The 20,882-nt window shown below is 39.1% G+C and carries 22 protein-coding genes; 7 read left to right on the forward strand and 15 right to left on the reverse strand.

All coding sequences use genetic code 11. From position 1 onward, the window contains the following. The 9 genes from EWU22_RS06430 to EWU22_RS06470 all read right to left on the reverse strand — a co-directional run bounded on the left by EWU22_RS06430 (nt 1) and on the right by EWU22_RS06470 (nt 8,253). Nucleotides 1–990 carry a bifunctional heptose 7-phosphate kinase/heptose 1-phosphate adenyltransferase gene (locus tag EWU22_RS06430; RefSeq protein ID WP_130924889.1) on the reverse strand — a complete coding sequence of 330 codons (990 nt, stop codon included), beginning with the start codon at nt 988–990 and terminating at the stop codon, nt 1–3. 136 nt (nt 991–1,126) lie between these two features. Beyond that, on the reverse strand, nt 1,127–1,606 hold the full coding sequence (locus EWU22_RS06435) for a GyrI-like domain-containing protein (RefSeq protein WP_130924890.1): 480 nt from the start codon (nt 1,604–1,606) through the stop codon (nt 1,127–1,129). Nucleotides 1,607–1,630: 24 nt separating this feature from the next. Then, nucleotides 1,631–2,089: a DUF1801 domain-containing protein gene (locus EWU22_RS06440; RefSeq protein ID WP_130924891.1), complete on the reverse strand. Its 459-nt coding sequence runs from the start codon at nt 2,087–2,089 to the stop codon at nt 1,631–1,633. 49 nt (nt 2,090–2,138) lie between these two features. Then, complete coding sequence (locus EWU22_RS06445; protein WP_130924892.1) at nt 2,139–4,100, reverse strand: DUF2075 domain-containing protein; 1,962 nt, start codon at nt 4,098–4,100, stop codon at nt 2,139–2,141. A gap of 254 nt (nt 4,101–4,354) precedes the next feature. Continuing rightward, a complete protein-coding gene (locus EWU22_RS06450; RefSeq protein WP_231962787.1) occupies nt 4,355–4,804 on the reverse strand; it encodes a DUF1398 domain-containing protein in 450 nt (149 codons plus the stop codon). A 15-nt stretch (nt 4,805–4,819) separates the two neighbouring features. Continuing rightward, entirely contained in the window at nt 4,820–5,584 is a 765-nt protein-coding gene (locus EWU22_RS06455) for a helix-turn-helix domain-containing protein (protein ID WP_130924894.1), read from the reverse strand. 254 nt (nt 5,585–5,838) lie between these two features. Beyond that, a complete protein-coding gene (locus tag EWU22_RS06460) occupies nt 5,839–6,252 on the reverse strand; it encodes a hypothetical protein (protein ID WP_130924895.1) in 414 nt (137 codons plus the stop codon). Between the two features lie 641 nt (nt 6,253–6,893). Next, nucleotides 6,894–7,160 (reverse strand): hypothetical protein, encoded by a 267-nt coding sequence (locus EWU22_RS06465; RefSeq protein WP_130924896.1) that lies wholly within the window; start codon nt 7,158–7,160, stop codon nt 6,894–6,896. A gap of 13 nt (nt 7,161–7,173) precedes the next feature. Next, a complete protein-coding gene (locus tag EWU22_RS06470) occupies nt 7,174–8,253 on the reverse strand; it encodes an alkene reductase (RefSeq protein WP_130924897.1) in 1,080 nt (359 codons plus the stop codon). Nucleotides 8,254–8,371: 118 nt separating this feature from the next. Here EWU22_RS06470 and EWU22_RS06475 point away from each other — a divergent pair, with 118 nt between their 5' ends. From EWU22_RS06475 to EWU22_RS06485, 3 genes are all read left to right on the forward strand, one after another. Further along, nucleotides 8,372–8,704, forward strand: coding sequence for a winged helix-turn-helix transcriptional regulator (locus EWU22_RS06475; RefSeq protein WP_130924898.1), 333 nt, complete (start codon nt 8,372–8,374; stop codon nt 8,702–8,704). Between the two features lie 158 nt (nt 8,705–8,862). Continuing rightward, a complete protein-coding gene (gene glmM / locus EWU22_RS06480) occupies nt 8,863–10,251 on the forward strand; it encodes a phosphoglucosamine mutase (RefSeq protein WP_130924899.1) in 1,389 nt (462 codons plus the stop codon). Between the two features lie 5 nt (nt 10,252–10,256). After that, nucleotides 10,257–11,408, forward strand: coding sequence for a cysteine desulfurase family protein (locus tag EWU22_RS06485; protein ID WP_130924900.1), 1,152 nt, complete (start codon nt 10,257–10,259; stop codon nt 11,406–11,408). Here the strand turns inward: EWU22_RS06485 and proS are convergent. After that, nucleotides 11,405–12,877, reverse strand: coding sequence for a proline--tRNA ligase (gene proS / locus EWU22_RS06490; RefSeq protein WP_130924901.1), 1,473 nt, complete (start codon nt 12,875–12,877; stop codon nt 11,405–11,407). The genes EWU22_RS06485 and proS overlap by 4 nt on opposite strands. 132 nt (nt 12,878–13,009) lie before the next feature. Here proS and EWU22_RS06495 point away from each other — a divergent pair, with 132 nt between their 5' ends. Together EWU22_RS06495 and EWU22_RS06500 are read left to right on the forward strand one after the other, a co-directional pair. Then, complete coding sequence (locus EWU22_RS06495) at nt 13,010–14,032, forward strand: hypothetical protein (RefSeq protein WP_130924902.1); 1,023 nt, start codon at nt 13,010–13,012, stop codon at nt 14,030–14,032. An 11-nt stretch (nt 14,033–14,043) separates the two neighbouring features. Continuing rightward, the gene (locus EWU22_RS06500; RefSeq protein ID WP_130924903.1) at nt 14,044–15,600 is read left to right on the forward strand and encodes an outer membrane protein transport protein; all 1,557 of its coding nucleotides are present in this window, start codon (nt 14,044–14,046) and stop codon (nt 15,598–15,600) included. Here EWU22_RS06500 and EWU22_RS06505 read toward each other — a convergent pair whose 3' ends face one another. The 3 genes from EWU22_RS06505 to EWU22_RS06515 are packed head-to-tail and all read right to left on the reverse strand — an operon-like array spanning nt 15,601 to nt 17,825. Beyond that, on the reverse strand, nt 15,601–16,122 hold the full coding sequence (locus EWU22_RS06505; protein WP_109322518.1) for a shikimate kinase: 522 nt from the start codon (nt 16,120–16,122) through the stop codon (nt 15,601–15,603). 2 nt (nt 16,123–16,124) lie between these two features. Further along, the gene (locus EWU22_RS06510) at nt 16,125–17,234 is read right to left on the reverse strand and encodes a BT_3928 family protein (protein ID WP_130924904.1); all 1,110 of its coding nucleotides are present in this window, start codon (nt 17,232–17,234) and stop codon (nt 16,125–16,127) included. Nucleotides 17,235–17,246: 12 nt separating this feature from the next. Further along, nucleotides 17,247–17,825 (reverse strand): DUF1599 domain-containing protein, encoded by a 579-nt coding sequence (locus EWU22_RS06515; RefSeq protein ID WP_130924905.1) that lies wholly within the window; start codon nt 17,823–17,825, stop codon nt 17,247–17,249. A gap of 75 nt (nt 17,826–17,900) precedes the next feature. Here EWU22_RS06515 and folP point away from each other — a divergent pair, with 75 nt between their 5' ends. Both folP and EWU22_RS06525 read left to right on the forward strand, forming a co-directional pair. After that, nucleotides 17,901–18,770: a dihydropteroate synthase gene (gene folP / locus EWU22_RS06520; RefSeq protein WP_231962789.1), complete on the forward strand. Its 870-nt coding sequence runs from the start codon at nt 17,901–17,903 to the stop codon at nt 18,768–18,770. Then, nucleotides 18,748–19,563: an aminotransferase class IV gene (locus EWU22_RS06525; protein ID WP_130924906.1), complete on the forward strand. Its 816-nt coding sequence runs from the start codon at nt 18,748–18,750 to the stop codon at nt 19,561–19,563. The genes folP and EWU22_RS06525 overlap by 23 nt, the downstream gene beginning before the upstream one ends. Here EWU22_RS06525 and mog read toward each other — a convergent pair. Both mog and EWU22_RS06535 read right to left on the reverse strand, forming a co-directional pair. Next, complete coding sequence (gene mog, locus EWU22_RS06530) at nt 19,560–20,087, reverse strand: molybdopterin adenylyltransferase (RefSeq protein WP_130924907.1); 528 nt, start codon at nt 20,085–20,087, stop codon at nt 19,560–19,562. The two genes, EWU22_RS06525 and mog, sit on opposite strands and share 4 nt — an antisense overlap. Beyond that, nucleotides 20,084–20,881 (reverse strand): tRNA threonylcarbamoyladenosine dehydratase, encoded by a 798-nt coding sequence (locus EWU22_RS06535; RefSeq protein WP_130924908.1) that lies wholly within the window; start codon nt 20,879–20,881, stop codon nt 20,084–20,086. The genes mog and EWU22_RS06535 overlap by 4 nt, the downstream gene beginning before the upstream one ends. Nucleotide 20,882 lies beyond the last annotated feature (1 nt).

A 20,882-nucleotide genomic window follows, 5' to 3' on the forward strand; every position in this document is an offset into this window, starting at 1 on the left:
TTATAATTGGTTTAGATCTAAAATTTCTTGAGGAGTGGCTTCACCTGTTTCGCCTATTTTATGAATGGAAATATGCGCGCACAAGGTAGCAAATTCGCAGGCTTCTTGTATACTGGCACCGGCTGCTTTGGCAGCAGAAAATCCCGCTACAATCATATCACCTGCACCTACCGTATCAATGGGGCCTTTAGCAGGAATGCCTGCTTGCCAGTGAAAATGTTGGTGGTCTGCATAAATGAGGCCACGGTCACCTAAGGTCACTAAAGCACCTTGTTGACGGCTTTTAACCCATTCTTGTACTATGTTTGGAACCTGTTCATTGTCTTCCAAAATAGCAGGGTCTATATCGAGTAAATGAGCTAGTTCTGATTCATTGACTTTCAAAAGTACTTGGTTGGCAAAATTTCCCAGGCTTCGTAAATCTGCTAAGCCTGTTTTTTGCGCCTTATTCATGGCTTCTTGTAGTTTTTCAAGTAGATGTTGGTTCAACAAGGGGTAACGGAATTGCTCGTTAATAATTACCCAATCATATTCAGTAAGCTGATTACATAGTGAATCCACTAAATCTTGGCTGGCCTGAACGATATCTTTTTCTTGCGTACCAAAGTCGATCCGATTCAATTCCACTTCTCCTAGCATCGGTTTAGAATAGGTAGGAGTATCCATGCTTCTTAGTGACTTAAGATTTTCAGCATGAATGCCAAGATTTTGGCAATGGAAATTCATATCGCGACCAAAAATGTCGGAACCGATGAGTCCAAATGCGGAAGTAGGAACATCCAGTGTAGCCAGGTTTTTGGCTACATTTCCTGCTCCACCGAGTCCTGTTTTCGGGGCTTTGGCCCAGTGTACTTCTTTTTTTGTTTCGACTGAAAAGTCGCCAGTTTCTTCTATTTTTTGGAAGTAAAAATCGATGGCAAAATCTCCAATGACCGCAATTTTCAAGGATTGAATGCGGGTTAGGATGTGCCGTAATTGTTCGGGGGACATGCGTAAATAGTATAGATTGAAATAATAGGTTTATAATGATGTAAAGCTAAATAAAAATCGTCAAAAGGGAATTGTAAATTGTAAATGTTGAGTTATAAATTATAGGTGGAATGGGCACCATTCTACATTCTTCATTCTACATTTTACTTATTACTGGTATCCATATCTCTTCTTCCGAATGGGGATCATTGTTTTTGTACTTTTCACCTAAGACTTCAAAATGCGGGCGATGATCAAGCTCATAGTCGGAAGATGGCAACCACGTGCCAAAGATGTACTGAAAGATTTGTGGGTCAGAAGATAGACCTTGGTAGTGAAATACCGCATATAGACCTCCTGGTAGTAGGAGGCTTTCCATGCCTTGGGGTATATGGCTAGAAGGATTTACCTCCATGCATGCCCATTTTTCAAAATGGTTTAAAGGGGAGAAATGAGTAAAATAGGAAGTAGAGTAAATTTGAAGGGAAATTAAATCTGAGGAGAGAGTATGTGTTATTTCATGGCGCCTTGGCATGAAGCTAGCCCAAAGTTGACTGGTACTATTGTCAGCCAAGCTCATTTTTTTGTGTATGCCAACGAGCCTTTTTTCTTGGAGTATTTCAATGCGAGGAGTCATGCTTGGTAAAATAAAGGGGAAGAATTATGATTTTTTAAACATGCTTTCATATCGATTAATCCAATCTTCTACGCTTATTTTTTGAGCTAATTCAGCGATCAAGTCAAAGGGAATATCATCCATTTTTTTGAACCTGACGCAGCTTTTTCCCATGTCCAATTTCGATTTGGCATGTTTTGTATATTCATTTTGAAACCAATGTAGCAGCTTTTCGTCGGCATACATGCCCATGTGGTACAAAGCGATGAAGTTCTTTTGTGAGGCGATGCTCAAAAAGGGGAGAGGTTCATCCGTTTTACAGTGATAGCCAGCTGGGTAAATGGATTTGGGTACTACATAGCCAATCATCCCATAGCTAATGGTTTCTTCAAATCCTGGTGGGAGATGTTTGGTTATGGTTTGTCGCAACCTAGCAAAGACCCCTTTCCGATCATCGGCTAATAGATTTTCATATTCATCTGGGGTAAGTGCTAGGTTGGACATGAGAGAGGGGATATAATTCGAATTAGGGTAAATCTAAGGTAATATGTTTTTAGATTGTTTTTATCCCACATGAGCTCAAAAATTGATATGTACTATCATAAAGATCTACAGGTCTAGTCTGATCTAATTGGTCGCCATTGGGAATGAAAATAATTAATCCTTGCCTGGCTCTTGTCATTAATACTCTGTACGAATTTCTTATATAGGATTTATTAATTTCATTTACAATTCCTTTCCATTTTGTTCCTTCGAAAGATTGGTAATTCCATTCACCATTTTTGAAGTAGAAATTAATATCCCAGGCTAAGCAAACGTAATCTATTTCCAACCCTTGTATATCAAATTCTGTGGCAACAAGTTCTAAATACTGGGAAGAACGTACGTCTCTTGCATCGTTCAAGAACCAATCCTCTGCCGTAATCTCATTTTTTACATCAATACCAAGTGGTCTTAATCTTCTTCCACCTGAGCTTCCAATTATTCCAATTCTTTCAGTACCTTTTGCATTTTTTCTTAGCCATCTTTTTGCGACAGAAAAATCTCTAGTTAAAAGTATGGGGAATTGATTATTGATTTCCGTTAAAATTGATTTTGCATTATTAGCATTGCCTTCGATTAATTTATGAACAAAACTTGATATTTTTTCCGATCTAAATGAACGAACAGACACAGATAAATGGAGTTCTTTTTCAGAATTCCCAGTTTTATTTAACCAATCTTTCAAAGATTCATTTCCTAAATAGTCTTTATCATTGGTGATCATATTGGAATAATATATTATCCAATTGGGATAATGATTTTTTAAGGCTAAGATCCATTCGGATAAACCTGCTTCCCCAGTATTTATTTCTTGGCCTCCTCCAATGAGACATATAATTGTGCAGTAATTATCATGTCGATTCATTACATCAATTAAGAATTCAGGTTCAGACATGTGAAAATCCGTACCTTTTGATTTCATGAATGATGCCGCTTTTTCTCGCGTCCAAGCACGTTGGGCTTCATCAAAGACAACTACTTTTTCATCTGGAGCATGTAGAGATATTAAATTATCATCTCTGAAATGATGAATATTTTGTATGAAGGCATTGGCTTTTATTACGGAACTTTTTTTTGTCAATTTTTTGCCATTTTCTTTGGCTTGCAATACTTCATCTCGAACCAAAGCTTCCCTCAGTACATAAACCAAAGGGCCATTTCCAGAAAGAAAAACAGCATTTTCATCTTCATGAGCTTTTCTTCTTTCGTTTGCAATGTTTAATCCTGCAAGGGTTTTACCAGCTCCAGGTACTCCAGTCAAAAAACAAATTGATTTACTGTGTGATGTTTTTGATTTTTCAATAATTCGATTTATACATTCTGTTGTTTTGGTGAGGTTAATTGCACCTGAATCACTTCGTGAAATTTCAGTAACAGAATGACCCCTATATAAGGCTTGTGAGGCTTCAATGATAGTAGGTGTTGGTTTATATGTCGATTTTTCCCACTGAATAGGATCTATTTTCGTGCTATTGCTCAATCGAAGTGTTTGATTAATATTTTCAGTAAGGTTAGATTGGTTAGCAAATATTGGGTCTAATAATTGATTTTCAACTTCCCACTTATTTTGAATGTTGGGTGCTTTTGTTGATATCAGTAAAGGAACAATTTTTTCATAATGACTTCCCTGATGAAAATTCTGTAAATCTAAACAGTAGTCAACAGTTTGTTCTATGGCATGTTTTTGATATTCAGATTCGCCAACTTTAAATTCCATTACAAATATAAAATCATCAAGAAGTAAAATGTTATCAACACGTTTTCCCATCCTAGGAATAGAGAACTCAAAGTATATAGTACCTCTTTTAAATGGAATTAGTGTAGCCTTGAGGATTTCAATTTGCCTCATCCATGCATTACGCTGTAAATTTTCGGTTGCAAATGAATGATTTCGAATTAATTGTCCAAGTATCTTGTCGTTATCGTCAATCAAGAAGTCGGTGACCGAATTTGAATAGTAACTTCTTGTCATCTTAGGTTTAGATAATTAGTGAATGTTGTAGAATTCTAATTGAATTAGGCAAGCTTGTTTCTAGAAATTATTGAACACTTTGGTTTGAATATTGTAAATGCAATTTAAGCCTTTTGATAATTTAAAATGCAAAGCTTTGAAAATGAATCCCATGCGAAAGATTTGTCAAATTTTCAAAATTTGACAAATCTAATTAGCAAATCTAATTACAAATCCCAAGCTCCATAGTAAGTAGGTCTAGGATCTTAGGATGATTATTCCGGAATCTTTTCTACCAAAACTTCATTTCCTGCTTTGTCAAAATAGATACAGGTCATTTGATCCATGCAAATAGCCCATTTTTCGATACCTGTGTTAGCACACATTTGAATGAAAGTCAAGAAATTCGTTTTGCCTTGCTGGTGAGCAATAAGTTCAGATTTGAAAACTTCAATTTGGGGAATATCCTTGATACTCATGGGCTCATATTTGGCTGGAACAGTGACACTATATGCATTTGCACCATGGTAGTCGATGTGCCCATCGGCCACGTAAGTTTCATAATGGGTGACTCCTAATTGTTTGATCGTTTGGATGAAGGCAGGGAAATCTGCTCCTGATTGGACGAGGCCATGTGCCGATTTGATTTGTTCTACGGTAAACATACGTTGGCTTATTTTATGTGATTGATGGAACAAATTTGGCTGATTGTAAGCCGCTGTCATTGTAAAAAATCGTTTTTATGAAAAGCGTTTGAAATTTTCGGGAGTATCACCCGTAAATTGTTTGAAGTCTTTGATGAAATGAGCTTGGTCAAAGAAATGATTCTCGTAACAGATCTCTGTTAAAGATTTAGATTCATGAAGACTGTCCAGAACCGAATTAAAGCGAATGATGGATGCAAATTTCTTGGCTGAGGTTCCGACCAATTGACGAAAGCGTTTTTCAAATGGGCTGGCACTGATGCCCAGTTTTTTGTTCAATTCTTGGATACGGATGGTTCCCTTACTTTGGTAAATCAGTTTGACAGCTTCAATAATCAATTTGTCTTGATCAATGTCTTTGAGTTGTGAAAGAAGGAAATGTTCCACGATTCGTATTCGATTGTGGTCGCTAGAATCCATGGATAATCTTTCTTCCACTTCGCGTACACTTTGAGAATCAAAAATATCCTCTAGTGAAAGGCTCAAATTAAAAAGTTCATGCGCAGGATGAGTGGCAAAATGCCTAAAGCCTGTTTCACTAAAATACACCAAAATGGTCCCAATGTTGGCTGAGTTTTTGAAGATTTTGTAGCTATCAGAGATTCCAGAAATCCCAGCTGATGATAATTTATTTTCTTGGTGACCAGCTAGACTAGCTAGTTGCCCTTGGTACTGAAACCCCATCACCATGCCAGAAGAAGGGAAAACCTTGTATTCACTTGCCGACTCATTCTCAGATACCACATAGTATTGAATGTAGGGTTTCAATGGATCCGTCGGAAAATGTTTCTCGAATTTCATGGGCAAAGAGATGTGCGAGACATTTCGAATTTACAAAATTTGGCGGATGTTATATTAATTCAGACAAATGTAAAGCTTGTTCCTTTTCCAAGTCAAAATCATCTTGTAATCCAAGCGGTTTGGCGCATGGCAAAGAAGCGGATTTCGAAGTACCATATTTGTTAACCACAAATTACTGATAGAACGACGAAATATCGCTTTTTGCCAAACCACCGTATAACCACAATTTATTCTAAAGTCATTATTAAGCTTTATTATTGAGGAGGGAAAACAAAGCTTGATAAGGTAGCTGTATCATTTAATGTACCTAATGTAATTTGGACACTATTGTTACCATTTGCAGAAATAGGTGTGCTCTTGCCGTCAAATGGTGTAACGATTAAATTTTCAATACCTTGACATAATGGTCCTCCTTGAGGTGAGGAGCTTGCGCTTTGCCATAATCCATTGTAAATCATACCAGAGGTTCCTCCTGGAGGAACTACATAGGTTGTAGGAACCCCTTCAATTACAGTAACTAAAGTACCGCTTAAAATTGGCCAGCCAATAGCATTGGGATTGTCAATGGTCGGAATTGGATTTGTTAATGGTCCAGTTTGAACATGTAGAACATAGGTATTTCCTGTTGTAGGAGAAACAAATGTGTATTTTGCTTTTAAATTTGCCATTTTAAATAGATTAGCTTCCCTACTCTTAAGGCTTTTCGGTTTCCGCCTCTCATAGAATTGACTGGATGAGAACAGTCCGTTTTTAATGTGGTTTCTGCTCCACAAGTTTTATAATTGTCACTTTGAGTGGTCAGCCCTTTTTGACCTAAATTAATTTTGACTTGCCCATGGTAATTTGTCGTTTTTTCTATGGGCGTTTTTTAACAGCAATGACCATAAAATTGGTTTTGTTGGCCATGATTTTTTTTCAATCTACTTTTTCTCTTTCAATCGTAAGGCCTCATGTTCAGGATGTTACGTATTGTTTTGTCAAGAAAAATTTAAATTTTAAAGTTTCTAGTTAAAATCGCCCTATTAAGTAGGATATAGAGCTTTTGTTCTGAATTTTAAATGAGATTTTTACTTGTAAACAAAAGTTTAAATTCTTCAGATTTGCTAGAATTGACGAGATATTGTCTGAATTATTGACGCTAGACTTGGGCTGAATAATGGGATAAAATGAAAGTTTTTCGCTATGGATTTGGCGAATCTTTGGGGCATCAGGATGATGCGGATTGATGAGACTATTGTATTAATGCTGCACTTAATAGAAAATTAGCGTTGTCAAATTTTCAAAATTTGACAACGCTAAACTATGATGATCAAAACTGCTTAATCAAGGGAAAATATTCAATGCTTTTTCTCAATGGGTATAAGGGTAAGGTAGTCATAAGGGTTTCTACTTGCTCTTGGCTCACATTTTTGAATATAATAACGGCTCCATTTTTGCTTTGACGAAGAAAGAAGTTTTCCAAAATCCCTTCCTCTTTCCATTGGGCTATCTTTGCTTGCTCGTGCTGAATGATTTCTTGAAAATTGGCAGGGAGATTGTCGATGTCAATGGTCAAAATAGCTTGAATACAGTTCATGAGAGATATATGTTTATTTATTTAAAAATGGATAATCAATATAACCATGATCCTGTCCACCATACATGGTTGCACGGTCAGCTTGGTTCAATTCGGCATTCAATTCAAATCGCTTTGGCAAGTCGGGATTTGCTAAAAATAAAGTACCATATGATATAAGTTTTGCGATGCCTTTTTGTAATTCTGCTTCTCCCGTTTCCTTAGTATACCCCAAATTGGCTATCACTGGGTGCTGACTGATCTTCCCAAAGGTTTCAACAGAATTGCTTGGATATGTTGGGAACTGTTCTGCTGAGAATGGTGCATTCATGATGTGGATATAAGCCAAGGGTAATTTGTTCAATTCTTGAATCAAAAGGCTAAATTGTTCCACAGGATTTTGGTGAGAAATACCGTTGTACGTACTTGTCGGCGAAATACGTATACCTACCTTAGCCTCACCAATGGCTTGTACCATTTCTTGCATAATTTCTAGCACAAAACGATTCCTATTTTCATGGCTACCTCCATATTCATCCGTTCTTTGATTCACACTGTCAGCTAAAAATTGATTAGGTAAGTATCCAAAGGCAGAATGCAATTCTACTCCGTCAAAACCGGCTTCTATCGCATTTATTGCTGCTTGCTTGTATTCTAGAACGATGCTTTTCACCTCTTCCGTGCTCAATGCTTTCGGTGTCTCGTAATCTTTCATACCTTCCATCGTAAAATGTTGTTGACCTTCAATAGCCACCGCGGAGGCAGAGACTGGCAGTTCTCCATTTTTTACCAATGAATGTCCCACACGCCCTGTATGCCATAATTGTGCATAAATGACTCCACCTTTTTCATGTACAGATTGGGTTACTTTTTTCCATGCTGCTATTTGTTCGTTCGTGTAAATCCCTGGTGTCAAAGGACTCCCTAAGGCTTGCTTGGAAATGTTGATAGCTTCCGTGATGATTAAACCTGCACTGGCACGTTGGGAATAATATACCTGTGTGGATTCGCCAACAAGTCCATCGACAGTAGCCCGACTCCTGGTCATGGGTGCCATCGCCATTCTATTTTTTAGATTGTGTTGACCTAATTTTATTGCTTCTAGTAATTTCATTTTTTTAGCTTTTTGATTATTTTCTTGTAAACATAAAGTCATTACTTTACTTTTGAAAGTAGTTACACGGATGTACAGTAGTAACCAAAGGTAAAGCAATACAGGTAATCAAGTAGTTATGATGCAAAATAATTTAGGTATTTCAGAAAAATCGTGTTCCTTGAAAGAAGTGTTGGACATCATTGGAGGCAAATGGTCCATGCCCATTATTTATATTTTATCGAAAGGTAAAATGCGTTTTAAAGAATTGGAACGATCGGTAGAAGGGATTAACACCCGTATGCTGGTCAAGGAATTGAAAAATATGGAAGCCAATGGCATTATCAACCGAGAGGTATTTGCCACAGTTCCTCCTACCGTTGAATATTCCCTAACTCCCAAAGGAGAAAAACTATTACCCAGTATTGCTTCTTTGCATCAATGGGGTCAGGAGTTTGCTTCTGGAATGTAGAATGTGTTTTAAGGTATAGATTTTAGTGATAGAGCTTTCATCTATTACTAACTAATAAATAATTTATAACCCATAATTCATAATTTATAAAACCTTCCCATTTCTTGTCGCAAATTTGTAAATTTACCTTTCGTTTCCACCTTTAAAACATTAGCATTTTGGCCTTAATTAAATCAATCTCTGGAATTCGTGGTACTATTGGAGGAAAGCCTGGTGAAGGCCTAAGTCCGATCGATGTGGTTACATTCGCCGCGGCTTATGGTACTTGGCTTCGTCGCAACAATCATCCTTCCAATTCCATTGTTTTGGGGCGTGATGCACGTATTTCAGGTGAAATGGTTTCTTCTTTAGTGGCCAATACCTTGGTTGGTTTGGGTTGGAATGTACTCGATATCGGTTTGTCTACGACTCCTACGGTTGAACTAGCCGTCCCTTGGACAAAAGCTGCAGGAGGAATTATTATCACAGCCAGTCATAATCCCGCTCAGTGGAATGCCTTGAAGCTACTGAATTCCGATGGAGAATTTATTTCAGATGCCGATGGGAAGGCTTTATTGCAAATTGCAGAGCAACAAGATTTTCAGTTTTCGGAGGTGTTTCAATTGGGAAAAATTACCCAAGATGATACTTTCTTAGATCAACATATTCAACATGTACTTGACCTTCCATGGGTGGATGTCAATGCCATTGTTCAATCTAAATTCCGCATTTTAGTAGATGCGGTGAATTCCACAGGGGGTATCGTTGTACCTCATCTATTGAAAGCTTTGGGAGCGGCTCATGTGGATGTGATTTTTGGTGAGCCAACGGGCCATTTTGCTCATAATCCCGAACCACTTCCGGAAAACCTGACGGATATGATTGCCAAAATGAAATCAGGTAATTATGACCTAGGGATTGTCGTGGATCCTGATGTGGATCGTCTTTGCTTCATTAATGAAGATGGAACACCATTTGGTGAAGAATATACCTTGGTGGCCGTAGCAGATTATGTCCTTTCCAAACAAGTAGGAAACACTGTCTCTAATCTGTCGTCTACCCGTGCTTTACGTGATGTGACCGAGTCAAAAGGTGGGCATTATTTTGCCGCAGCTGTGGGTGAAGTGAATGTGGTTAACCAAATGAAGGCTCAAAAGGCCATCATTGGTGGAGAAGGTAATGGGGGTGTGATCTTCCCTGAATCGCATTACGGTCGTGATGCCCTAGTGGGTATCGGTTTGTTTTTAACGCATTTAGCAAATTCGGGGATGAAGATTTCAGCTTTGAGAGCATCTTATCCAGCCTATGTGATTTCAAAGAATAAAATTGAGCTTTCGGCTAATTTGAACGTGGATTTAATTCTCGATTCTATTGCCAAAGCCTATCAAGAATATAATGTTAACACGATTGATGGAGTCAAGATTGACTTTCCAAATGGATGGGTGCATTTGCGCAAATCCAACACAGAACCTATCATTCGCATATATGCCGAAGCTTCGACAGAAGAACAAGCCAACACTTTTGCTCAACAAATTATGAATGCGATTGAAAAAATCGCGCAGTCTTAAAATTTATGTCAAATTCTGTCACGCCCATCTATTTGGACAATGCAGCTACTACGCCCATTGACCCTGTAGTTTGGCAAGAAATGCAGCCGTATTTTGAAAATTTCACGGCTAATCCCTCTTCGATTCACTCTCACGGCCGACAAGCCAAAGTAGCGATTGAGCGAGCGCGCAAGACCATTGCGGCTTTACTGAACGCTTCTCCGTCCGAGATTTTCTTTACTTCGGGTGGAACAGAGGCGGATAATACGGTTATTCAATCGGCTGTTTTATATGGCGGAGTAAAGACCATCATCACGTCGCCATTAGAACATCATGCCGTTTTACATACAGCTGAGGCTTGGTTGAAACTAGGTTTGGTTGATCTCAAATTAGTTCAATTGCTTCCTGATGGCAGCATTGATTTAGCTGATTTAGAACGTCTCTTGCAAGAGAATCCTCACGCTTTAGTGAGTTTAATGCATGGTAATAATGAAATAGCTAATTTGTTGGATTTGAATGCGGTAGGAGCTCTTTGCGAGCAATATGCAGCTATTTTTCATTCGGATACTGTTCAAACCATGGGCCATTATCGTCATGATATGTCGCAATTACCTGTTCACTTCATTGTAGGTGCAGCACATAAATTTCATGGTCCTAAGGGCATCGGGTTTCTGTATGCCAAAGCAGGTTCAAAATTCCATCCACTTTTACATGGTGGTGCACAAGAGCGGAACCAACGTGGGGGAACAGAAAATGTCTACGGCGCCATTGGGCTAGCCAAAGCTTTATCTATTGCCTATGAAGAAATGGAGGAGCACATGGCCTACATCAAAGGTTTGAAGTCTTATTTCATCGAAGGATTGAAAAAGACTTTCCCGAATGTAGAATTCAATGGTAAATCGGGTGATGTTGAAAATAGCTTATACACTGTGCTCAATGTACGTTTTCCTCAAGTAGTAGATGGCGATATGCTCTTGTTTCAATTGGATATTGAGAAAATTTCAGCTTCAGGTGGTAGTGCTTGTTCGAGTGGTACATCGGTTGGATCACATGTCCTTTCGGCCTTGAATCCGAATGCGACAGGTGCTGCTGTTCGTTTTTCTTTCTCAAAAAACAATACCCAATCGGAGATCGATCGGGTATTGGAGGTATTGAAGAAATTGATTCCTGCGTCTTAGTAAGCGCGGGCAAAAATTACACGTTGTTTCGATGGGTTTCCAGTAAGGATGCATTTTCCTGCTTCTTCCTGGGAATCCAAAGGAATACAACGAATGGTGGCTTTGGTCAATTCCTTGATCTTTTCTTCGGTCTCTGGACTTCCATCCCAATGGGCCGACAAGAATCCGCCTTCTTCTATTTTCACTAGGAATTCATCCCAAGTATTTACTTCAAAGGTATTGGCAGCTCTGAAATCCAAAGCTTTTTGGTAGATGCTGATTTGGATATCATCCAAGGTATCCACAATCACCTGCTCAATGCCTTCAAATGGCAAACTGGTTTTGACACGGGTATCACGACGGGCCAATTCAATGGTTCCATTTTCGATATCGCGGTTACCAATTGCTAAGCGTACAGGCACACCTTTTAATTCATATTCGGCAAACTTAAATCCTGGACTTTGGTTTTCCGAAATATCAAATTTGACCGATATACCTCTTTTTTTCAAAGCAGCAACCAAAGGGTCAATTTTGGATTTGATGTTATTCAATTGCTCTTCTCCTTTATAAATAGGTACAATCACCACTTGGATAGGGGCTAATTTCGGAGGTAATACCAAACCCTGGTCGTCCGAATGTGCCATGATCAAGGCTCCCATCAAGCGAGTAGAAACACCCCATGAGGTTCCCCAAACAAATTCCTGTTGGTTCGCTTTATTTAAAAATTTGACATCAAATGCTTTGGCAAAGTTTTGTCCCAAAAAGTGGGAAGTGCCCGCTTGCAAAGCCTTTCCGTCTTGCATCATAGCTTCAATGCAATAGGTATCTTCGGCACCTGCAAAACGCTCATTGGCAGTTTTACGACCTTTGATCACGGGCATCGCCATGAAGGTTTCAGCAAATTCGGAATAGATATTTAACATCTGTTCTGTTTCAACTACAGCCTCTTCTTTGGTAGCATGGGCCGTATGACCTTCTTGCCAAAGGAATTCAGCAGTTCTTAAGAACAAACGGGTACGCATTTCCCAACGCATGACATTAGCCCATTGATTCATTAAAATAGGCAAGTCGCGGTACGATTGCACCCAGTTTTTATAAGTAGACCAAATCACGGTTTCAGATGTTGGACGAATGATTAATTCTTCTTCCAATTTTGCTTCTGGATCCACGATTACTCCGTGGCCGTTCGGATCATTTTTTAGTCGGTAATGGGTAACCACAGCACATTCTTTGGCGAAGCCTTCTACGTGTGAAGCTTCTTTAGAAAGGAAGGATTTGGGGATTAAAAGAGGGAAATAAGCGTTTACGTGCCCGGTTTCTTTGAACATGTCATCCAAGGCTCTTTGCATTTTTTCCCAAATAGAATAGCCATACGGTTTGATGATCATACAGCCACGAACCGCTGAATTTTCAGCTAAGTCGGCACGCTTCACCAATTCGTTATACCACTCGGAATAATTTTCAGCTCTGCTGGGTAAGGATTTACTCATAAAAATAGCTTGTCGCGTAATTAATTAGATATTTATTCGTTTTATTTGTGTTAATATTCTCAATCAACGAACGATTAACGACAAAGATACGTTATTGTCCTTAGTTAAGCTTATACTTTTATCTCTAAGACCATGAAAAATCAACTTATTATCTTGTCTTTTCTGGGTATTGCGGCTTTATTTCAAGGCTGTGTGACCATTCAGGTCAGTCCATCAGGAGAAGTTGCCAAGAAGCAATTTGCTTCAGATGATTTGTATGATGTACCGCAGCGTGCGGTGGCTTCTACCAAAAAAGTAAAATCGGATTATCTGAATTTCGATGATAATACAGTTGTGATTGAAGAAGAGGAAGGTATTGCAGAGCAGTCCAATTTTTTAAATTCAAGAAGTGTTTACAATAACGGTGTAAATCCGAGTACTTATAACCAAGTGTACAATACAGGTTATAATGCAGGTTTTACTACGGGATCAGCCTGGAATAATTGGTATATGAACCCCATGATTAGTTTTGGATATGGATTCAGATCTCGCTGGTATTCTCCATTGAGTTCATATAATTTGATGATGAATCCTTATTATTCAGCCTATGGTGTGATGAATGATCCATTCTACTATGGCTCAACTTTTGGTTATGGTTCAGTATACGGATTTAACTCCTACAGTTACTATGATCCATTTTATAATCCATGGTCATTCTACAATCCATACCGTAATTTTGGTGGGGTAGTGTATAATAATTACAACTATTATAATTCATTAGGTTCTAGTGGTTACAATTACAATAATACCACGGTAGATCCTCCACGTAAGGTGAACTATGGCCCAAGAGATGCAGCTTCATCTTCATCTAACCGCGGTAGTTATGGAGATTCCTTCTCTAATACACCTAGAAGCGGTAATAACTATTACAATAGTCAAGGTTCGAATCAACCAAGTACCTATTCCAATCGTTCGGCAGGTACTCAAAGCTATGAGCGTTCGGCAGCACCTAGAAGAAACAGTAATGTGGAATATCGTTATGCTGAACCATCTCAATCTCGTCAAGTGGAAAGCTTCTCTAGACCTTCTTATAATTCAGGAGGGGGATCTTATGGAGGAGGCGGAAGCTCCAGTGGTGGAGGTGGTGGTGGTGGAAGTTCACGTGGACCTAGGTAATATTTGATCTTATGAAAAAGTACATTGTAACAATCGCTTTAGGATTGTGTTTGCCTAATCTTGTGTTTGGACAAATATACAGTTATGCGAATTTGGCTAAATACTTCTCTACTACCTACGCTACGGGAACAGCTCGTATGCAGGCCCTGGGAGGAACCTACAGTGTTTTAGGTGCTGATGTTAGTTCCATTGCAGCTAATCCTGCAGGTTTGGGATTCTACAATCGTTCGGAGGTGCATTTGAGTATGGCTCAACAAAATTCATCCACTAGCTCCAATTATCTAGGAACCATTGCCAAGCAAACAGATGCCTTGTTTCATTTGCCAAGTTTAGGTTTGGTGTTGGCAGGAGATCCTAGTTCTTATAACAAATGGCATGGTGCATTTGGGATAAGTTATTCCAGACAAGTGGTATTTACTCAACCAGTGTATGTAACAGGTACCAATAATCGATCGTCATTACTAGATTCATTCATTGAAAAAGCAAATGATAAAAATGCCACTGGGGCTAGTTTGGACGGTGAATATAGTCCAGCTAGTAATTATGCAGATAGTCCAGAAGCGGCGGCATATCAGGCTTATTTGATTGATCCTAACCCAACCAATGGTGGAGTGCCTTTTTCTCGGTATGAACCTAATTTGCCAACCTCTCAAGTAGGAGAAGTGGTGAATTCAGGAGCTTTGAGCAGTTGGAATTTTAGCTATGGGGCTTCTTACATGGACAAATTGTACATTGGTGCAGGCTTGCAGTTTTCGAAAATTACCTCAACAACAACGAGCAATTGGACAGAGGAATATGTAGGTGGACGCTATGTGGCTGCGATGAATTACCGAGAAAATTTAGTGACTAATGGATCGGGGATATCATTATCCTTGGGTATGATTTATAAATGGAGTCCCAATTTGAGAGTGGCATTTAATTTCCAAAGCCCTGCCTATTTTGATCAAGTGAATGAACGATATGATGCGCGTATTAGTCCGACCGTCAACGGCATCCCATCTTATGATTCCAATGGGGTACCTATTATCATTACGAAAGTAAAACCTGTTTATGTAACTCCAAATGAGTTTACCTATCAATTGACTACTCCTATGACTTTATCGGGAGGATTGGCTTATTTCTTTGGAAAAAGAGGCTTTCTGAGTTTAGATTTGGCTTATGTGAATTACCCAGGTATGCGCGTTTCTTCAAGTGAATTAAATTCATCGGCCAATCAACAGTTTCAAGATAAGCACAACGGACAAATCAAACGAAATTTTGAATCGGCTTTGAACATTAAAGTAGGAACAGAAATTCGTGTAACAACAAATTGGAATATACGCGCTGGAGTAGCGCAGTTTGGTAGTGGTTATTCCAGTACTTACGATGGTATTGATCGTAATAGCTTGCAAATATCGGGAGGGATTGGCTATCGTACATCCTCTTTTTATATCGATTTGACAGCCGTTCAGCGTACGGCAAAAGATGGATTTACACCATATAGCTTAAAAAATGCTGCAGATTATTCATCGGCCATGTTGACCAAAAATAACCTGCAGTTTGTATTAGGAGGGGGAATCTTATTTTAATTATTGAACGGGAACGTAAGACTCAATCAACCACAACAATTGATTGACACTAATTTCCCCATCTACCTGAATATCGGCTTGTTTGTAAAAAGGAAGTCTTTCCTCAAAAGTCTTTTTGATGGTGGCAATCACCGCCTCTTCACTTTGACTTTTATCTAAAAGCGGACGGTTATTACCTTGCGCTTTGTACAATCTCTTGGCTAAGTCATTCAACTCCACATTTAAGAAAACACTGATACCATGTTTTTTCATGTAATCCATGTTGTCAAAAAAGCAAGGTACTCCACCACCTGTGGCAATGACCATGGATTGATCGGGTTGGAAACCATGCAAAGTCTTGCGTTCTAATTCACGGAAATGCGCCTCACCTTGGGTCGAAAAAATTTCAGAAATAGTTTTTTGTTCCCTTGTTTCAATCAGCTTGTCCATATCCGTAAAACTAAATCCTAAGTTTTTCGCTAATTCTTTCCCAAGAGTACTTTTACCCGAGGAGGGCATTCCTATTAAATAAATATTTTTCATTCTTAATCTGTTGTTATTAAACGTTGGTCTATGTCTTCGATACTAGGTAGGTGGTAGGCAGACCATTTACCACGAACAGTTCCTTGGTTAAGCAACCAAAGACCTGGGCTAGAACGAATGATGGTTTTTAATACTTTGGTATCCACGGACATGGCCGGGAAATTTAATTGATACTCATGTCGGATACTATTCACTTCTTCATCAGAAGAAGCACTTAATAACCAAACCTCAAGACCTTTTTTACTGGCTTCATTGGCCAAAAGAGCAATTTGTTTTAAAGCATCCAAATGCGAATGGTGTACATTAGGAATGATGACCATCAGTTTTTTACCCTTGAAACTCTCAGCTGTATAATCGATAGTATCATTATCTACCCAAATCCGATAGTCGGTAATCAATGGGCGAGCTTCTTTCTCATTCAAGGCTTGCATGGAAACAAATACGGCTTGCGTGTCTGTAGGCATTTCAGTTAATGTCTCCTCTTTACCATTGATTTTGTAGACATAAGAAAAGCGCATGGCTTCCCTAGACTTCATGTTTTGTGGAATATTATCACCAATGGCATAAGGTAAGCCATCGTGGATTGGTAAATAGAAATAACAATAAATACCTAAAGAAACACTTATAATAGCACTAATAATGACTGGGCTTAGATTCTTATTGAAAGACTTAATTTTGTCAGTAAATAATAAACTAAGAGCCAAAACAAACAAGAATACATCTTTGAAGAAAGAAGTCCAAGGAGTCAGTTTGATCGTCTCACCGAAACATCCACAATCCGTTACTTTGTTGAAATAAGCCGAATAAAAAGTTAAGAAACCAAAGAACCCCAAGAGGCCTAAAAACGTCCAAAGCACCTGTTTTGTTCTGTAATTTGCCCAGAGAGCAATTCCCAAGACAATTTCCATACTACTTAATAAGATGGAAAGAGGTAGAGCAAAGGGAATCCAAAATTTCCAAAAGCCTTCCATCGCTGGAAAATCTTGAGAAAATACATCGAAATATTCTTCCAATTTCAGTTGGGTTCCAATTGGGTCATTCAGTTTGATTAGACCTGAAAAGAGGAAGATAAAGACCAATAAAAAAGTAGCGATTCGACTGTATTGCCGCATATTATTGGTGGATTATTGTTGTTGGATTTGCATTTGTTCTTCCTTGATTTTGATCAAACAGAAGACTGCGTAATTCAGCATGTCTTGGTAATTGGCTTCTACACCTTCGGAAACGAGGGTAACACCCAGGTTATTTTCGATTTGTTTCGTGCGGAAAATCTTCATTAAGATTAGATCTGTCATGCTACTCACACGCATGTCGCGCCAAGCCTCACCGTAATCATGATTTTTATTGCGTAAAAGTTCCAAGGTGGTTTCTACTTGATAATCGTAAAATCGACTTAATTCATCCGCAGAAAACTCCATTTGTTCTGAATTTTCGAGCGACTTTTGAATTAAGGCAATGATGCAGTAGTTGATGATTCCAATGAATTCACCTTCAATACCATCTTGAATTTTTTGCTCTCCTTTTTCTTGAATGCTGCGTATACGCTGCGCTTTTATAAAAATTTGATCTGTTAAACTAGGTAATCGTAAAATTCGCCAAGAAGTACCGTAATCTTTGTTTTTTTTATCAAACAAGGCTTTGCAGTGTGAAATTACTTGTCGATATTCGATTTCAGTTTGGGAAGGCGCATTGTCCCTGTTCATAGGAGAGGATTAGTTTACAAATCTCTTTTTTTTCAGACTACAAAAATATTTAAATTATCCTAAATTTCAGCTCATTTGGAAGCTCTTTTTCCATCTTTTCAAACAATTCGATATAAGTCGGGATTGATTGATCTTCAGATACCCCAAATCATGGGTATATTGAATGCTACGCCGGATTCTTTTTTTTCTGCTAGCCGGGTGACAGTGATCGATGAATGTTTAGCTTTAGCTGCTCAAATGATTGAGGAAGGAGCCAGCATCTTGGATGTGGGTGGGCATTCTACCCGACCAGATGCGAAGGCCGTTTCTGCTCAAGAAGAGCAAGATCGCGTAATCCCAGTAATCGAAGCATTAAGTAAAGCCTTTCCTCATATTTGTTTATCTGTGGATACTTACCGTCTGTCGGTGGCAAAGGCCGCCATTCAAGCTGGGGCAGATTGGTTCAATGATGTAGGTGGCGGGCAAATGGATGAAGGGATATTTGAATGGGTATCCGAAAATCAAGTTCCTTATATTTTAACGCACAGTGTGGGTGCTTTTTCACAAGTACATCAAGTGCCTGATTATGAATATGTGGTGGAAGATGTCTGGTTAGACATGATAAAAAAAATACAGGCTTTGAGGGCGCTGGGAGCCAAGGATGTGGTGCTAGATCCAGGCTTTGGTTTCTCTAAATCTTTGGACCAAAATTATCAATTGATGGCTCAATTACATCAATTCACTCGATTAGGCGTGCCACTTTTAGTGGGAGTTTCCCGAAAATCCATGATACAAAAAGTGCTTGGAACGAAGGCAGAGGAGTCCTTGAATGGAACCACGGTTTTACATACGGTGGCCTTACAACAAGGTGCCCATATCCTACGGGTGCATGATGTAATAGAAGCTCGACAAGTCATACAATTAGTTAAGAAATTACAAGAAAATGGTTTATCCAATTTATCATAATCATCACTGGATAGATCCAGATCAGGTTTATGTAGGCATTCAAGATGTCGGTTTTTTACGAGGCTTTGGCATATTTGATTTTTTTAGGGTCATGCAGGGTAGACCTATTTTTCTATCGGATCACCTAGACCGTTTTTTAGCCTCGGCCGATAAAATGGGGATTTCTCATATGTACAGCAAAGAGCAGTTAGCTGGTTTAATTCATGAGATTGCGGCTAAGTCGGAAGTAGATTGCTTAGGTATCAAAATGGTTCTTACGGGCGGAGATTCTTCCAATGGTTTTGAACCTCAAGGAAAAAGTCAATTATTCATTATTCCCAATGAATTTCAATTCATGGATCCAATCCATGGGATGAAATTGGCAAGTAGAAATTTTGTACGTGAAATGGCGGATATTAAATCCTTGAACTATGCCTATGCCATCCGAAATTGGAGTGATATCAAATCCCAAGGTTTTGATGATTTGATTTATTATACCCAAGCATATGGCGTTTCTGAATCATCCAGAAGCAATTTGTTTTGTGTGAAGGATGGGGTTTTATATACTCCAGCTCAACATATCTTGGAAGGAATTACTCGAAAACACGTAATCGATTTGGCATCTTCCTTCATAGAAGTTAAGATACAAGATGTGAGTTTAGATGCATTTAAGCAGGCGGATGAAGTTTTTACCACAGGAAGTACCAAACGGGTGGTTCCCATACTTCAAATTGATGACAACGTCATTGCCGATGGAAAAAGGGGGGTAATCACAGCGAAATTGTATGAACGATTAATCCAACACGAAAATTAGGAAGAGGGCGGTCGGAAGGCTTTCATATTGGCTTCATTGCACTCTAAAAATGGGCCACCAATCAAATCAATGCAATAAGGTATAGCTGGAAATATAGCTTCTAGGCACTGGCGAATAGCTTTGGGTTTTCCTGGTAAATTGACAATCAATGATTTCCCACGAATACCCGCAGTTTGGCGGCTTAATATGGCGGTAGGGACGTATTGTAGGCTTACTTGACGCATCAATTCTCCAAAACCTGGCATTATCTTTTGGCATACAGCTTCCGTAGCTTCAGGAGTAACATCCCGTAGTGCTGGGCCCGTTCCACCTGTAGTAACAATCAGACAAGCCTCCGCTTCATCGGCCATTTGGCACATGGTTTGTTCTAATAAGTCTTGTTCATCAGGAATGACCGCATAAACTACTTCAAAATCAGAAATCAAATATTCCTTAAGCAATTCTACGACAGCCTTACCCGGGATATCTTCATAGATACCTGCACTGGCGCGGTCAGAAACATTGATAACACCTATTTTGATCATTTCTTTTGTTTGTTTTTTTGCTCCATTTTAATGAAGGCCTTGGGCTTTTTTTCCATCGGAATAGGCTCATTCAATAAGTCGCGAATCACGACAGATGCGCAAACACCTCCAAAAGCCGCAGGAAGATAGGAAATGGTTCCGTATGCAGACTTCTTGAAGTTGGAGCCATCCGTTAAAATAAGCGATTCATCTTTTACTTTTTCCTGTGAATATACGGCTTTAATTCCGCGTGAAACTCCCATTTTACGGATACGCTTTCTAACCAAAGAAGCTAAATAACATTCACGGGTATCCAATAAATCTGCCGTTTTGAGTTTGGTTGGATCTAATTTTCCTCCCGCTCCCATGGAGCTTACGATGTTCAATCCTAGGTCATAGGCTGTTTTTAATAGGGTCAATTTGGGTGTGACCGAATCAATACAATCCATGACATAATCGTATTTTGTTTTCTCTAAAATCTCTTTGGCAGCCTCAGGACTCAAAAATGTCTCATGCTCATGCAAGACCAAATCTGGATTGATGGCCAATAAGCGCTCAGCCATGATTTTTACTTTAGCGACACCGTGGTTAGTTGCTAAGGCTGGCAATTGGCGATTTCTATTAGTAGGATCTACTACGTCTCCATCCACAATGGTCATGGTTCCTACACCCGCTCTAGCAATAAACTCAGCGGCAAAGGAGCCAACTCCTCCCAGTCCTACAATCAATACATGGGCATTTTGTAATTGCTGGATGCCTTGTTCTCCAATGAGAAGTTCCGAGCGACTCAGCCAACGAAGGTCTTTTGTACTCATA

Source organism: Aquirufa nivalisilvae (genome assembly GCF_004307455.1).
In the GTDB taxonomy this organism is placed as follows: domain Bacteria; phylum Bacteroidota; class Bacteroidia; order Cytophagales; family Spirosomataceae; genus Aquirufa; species Aquirufa nivalisilvae.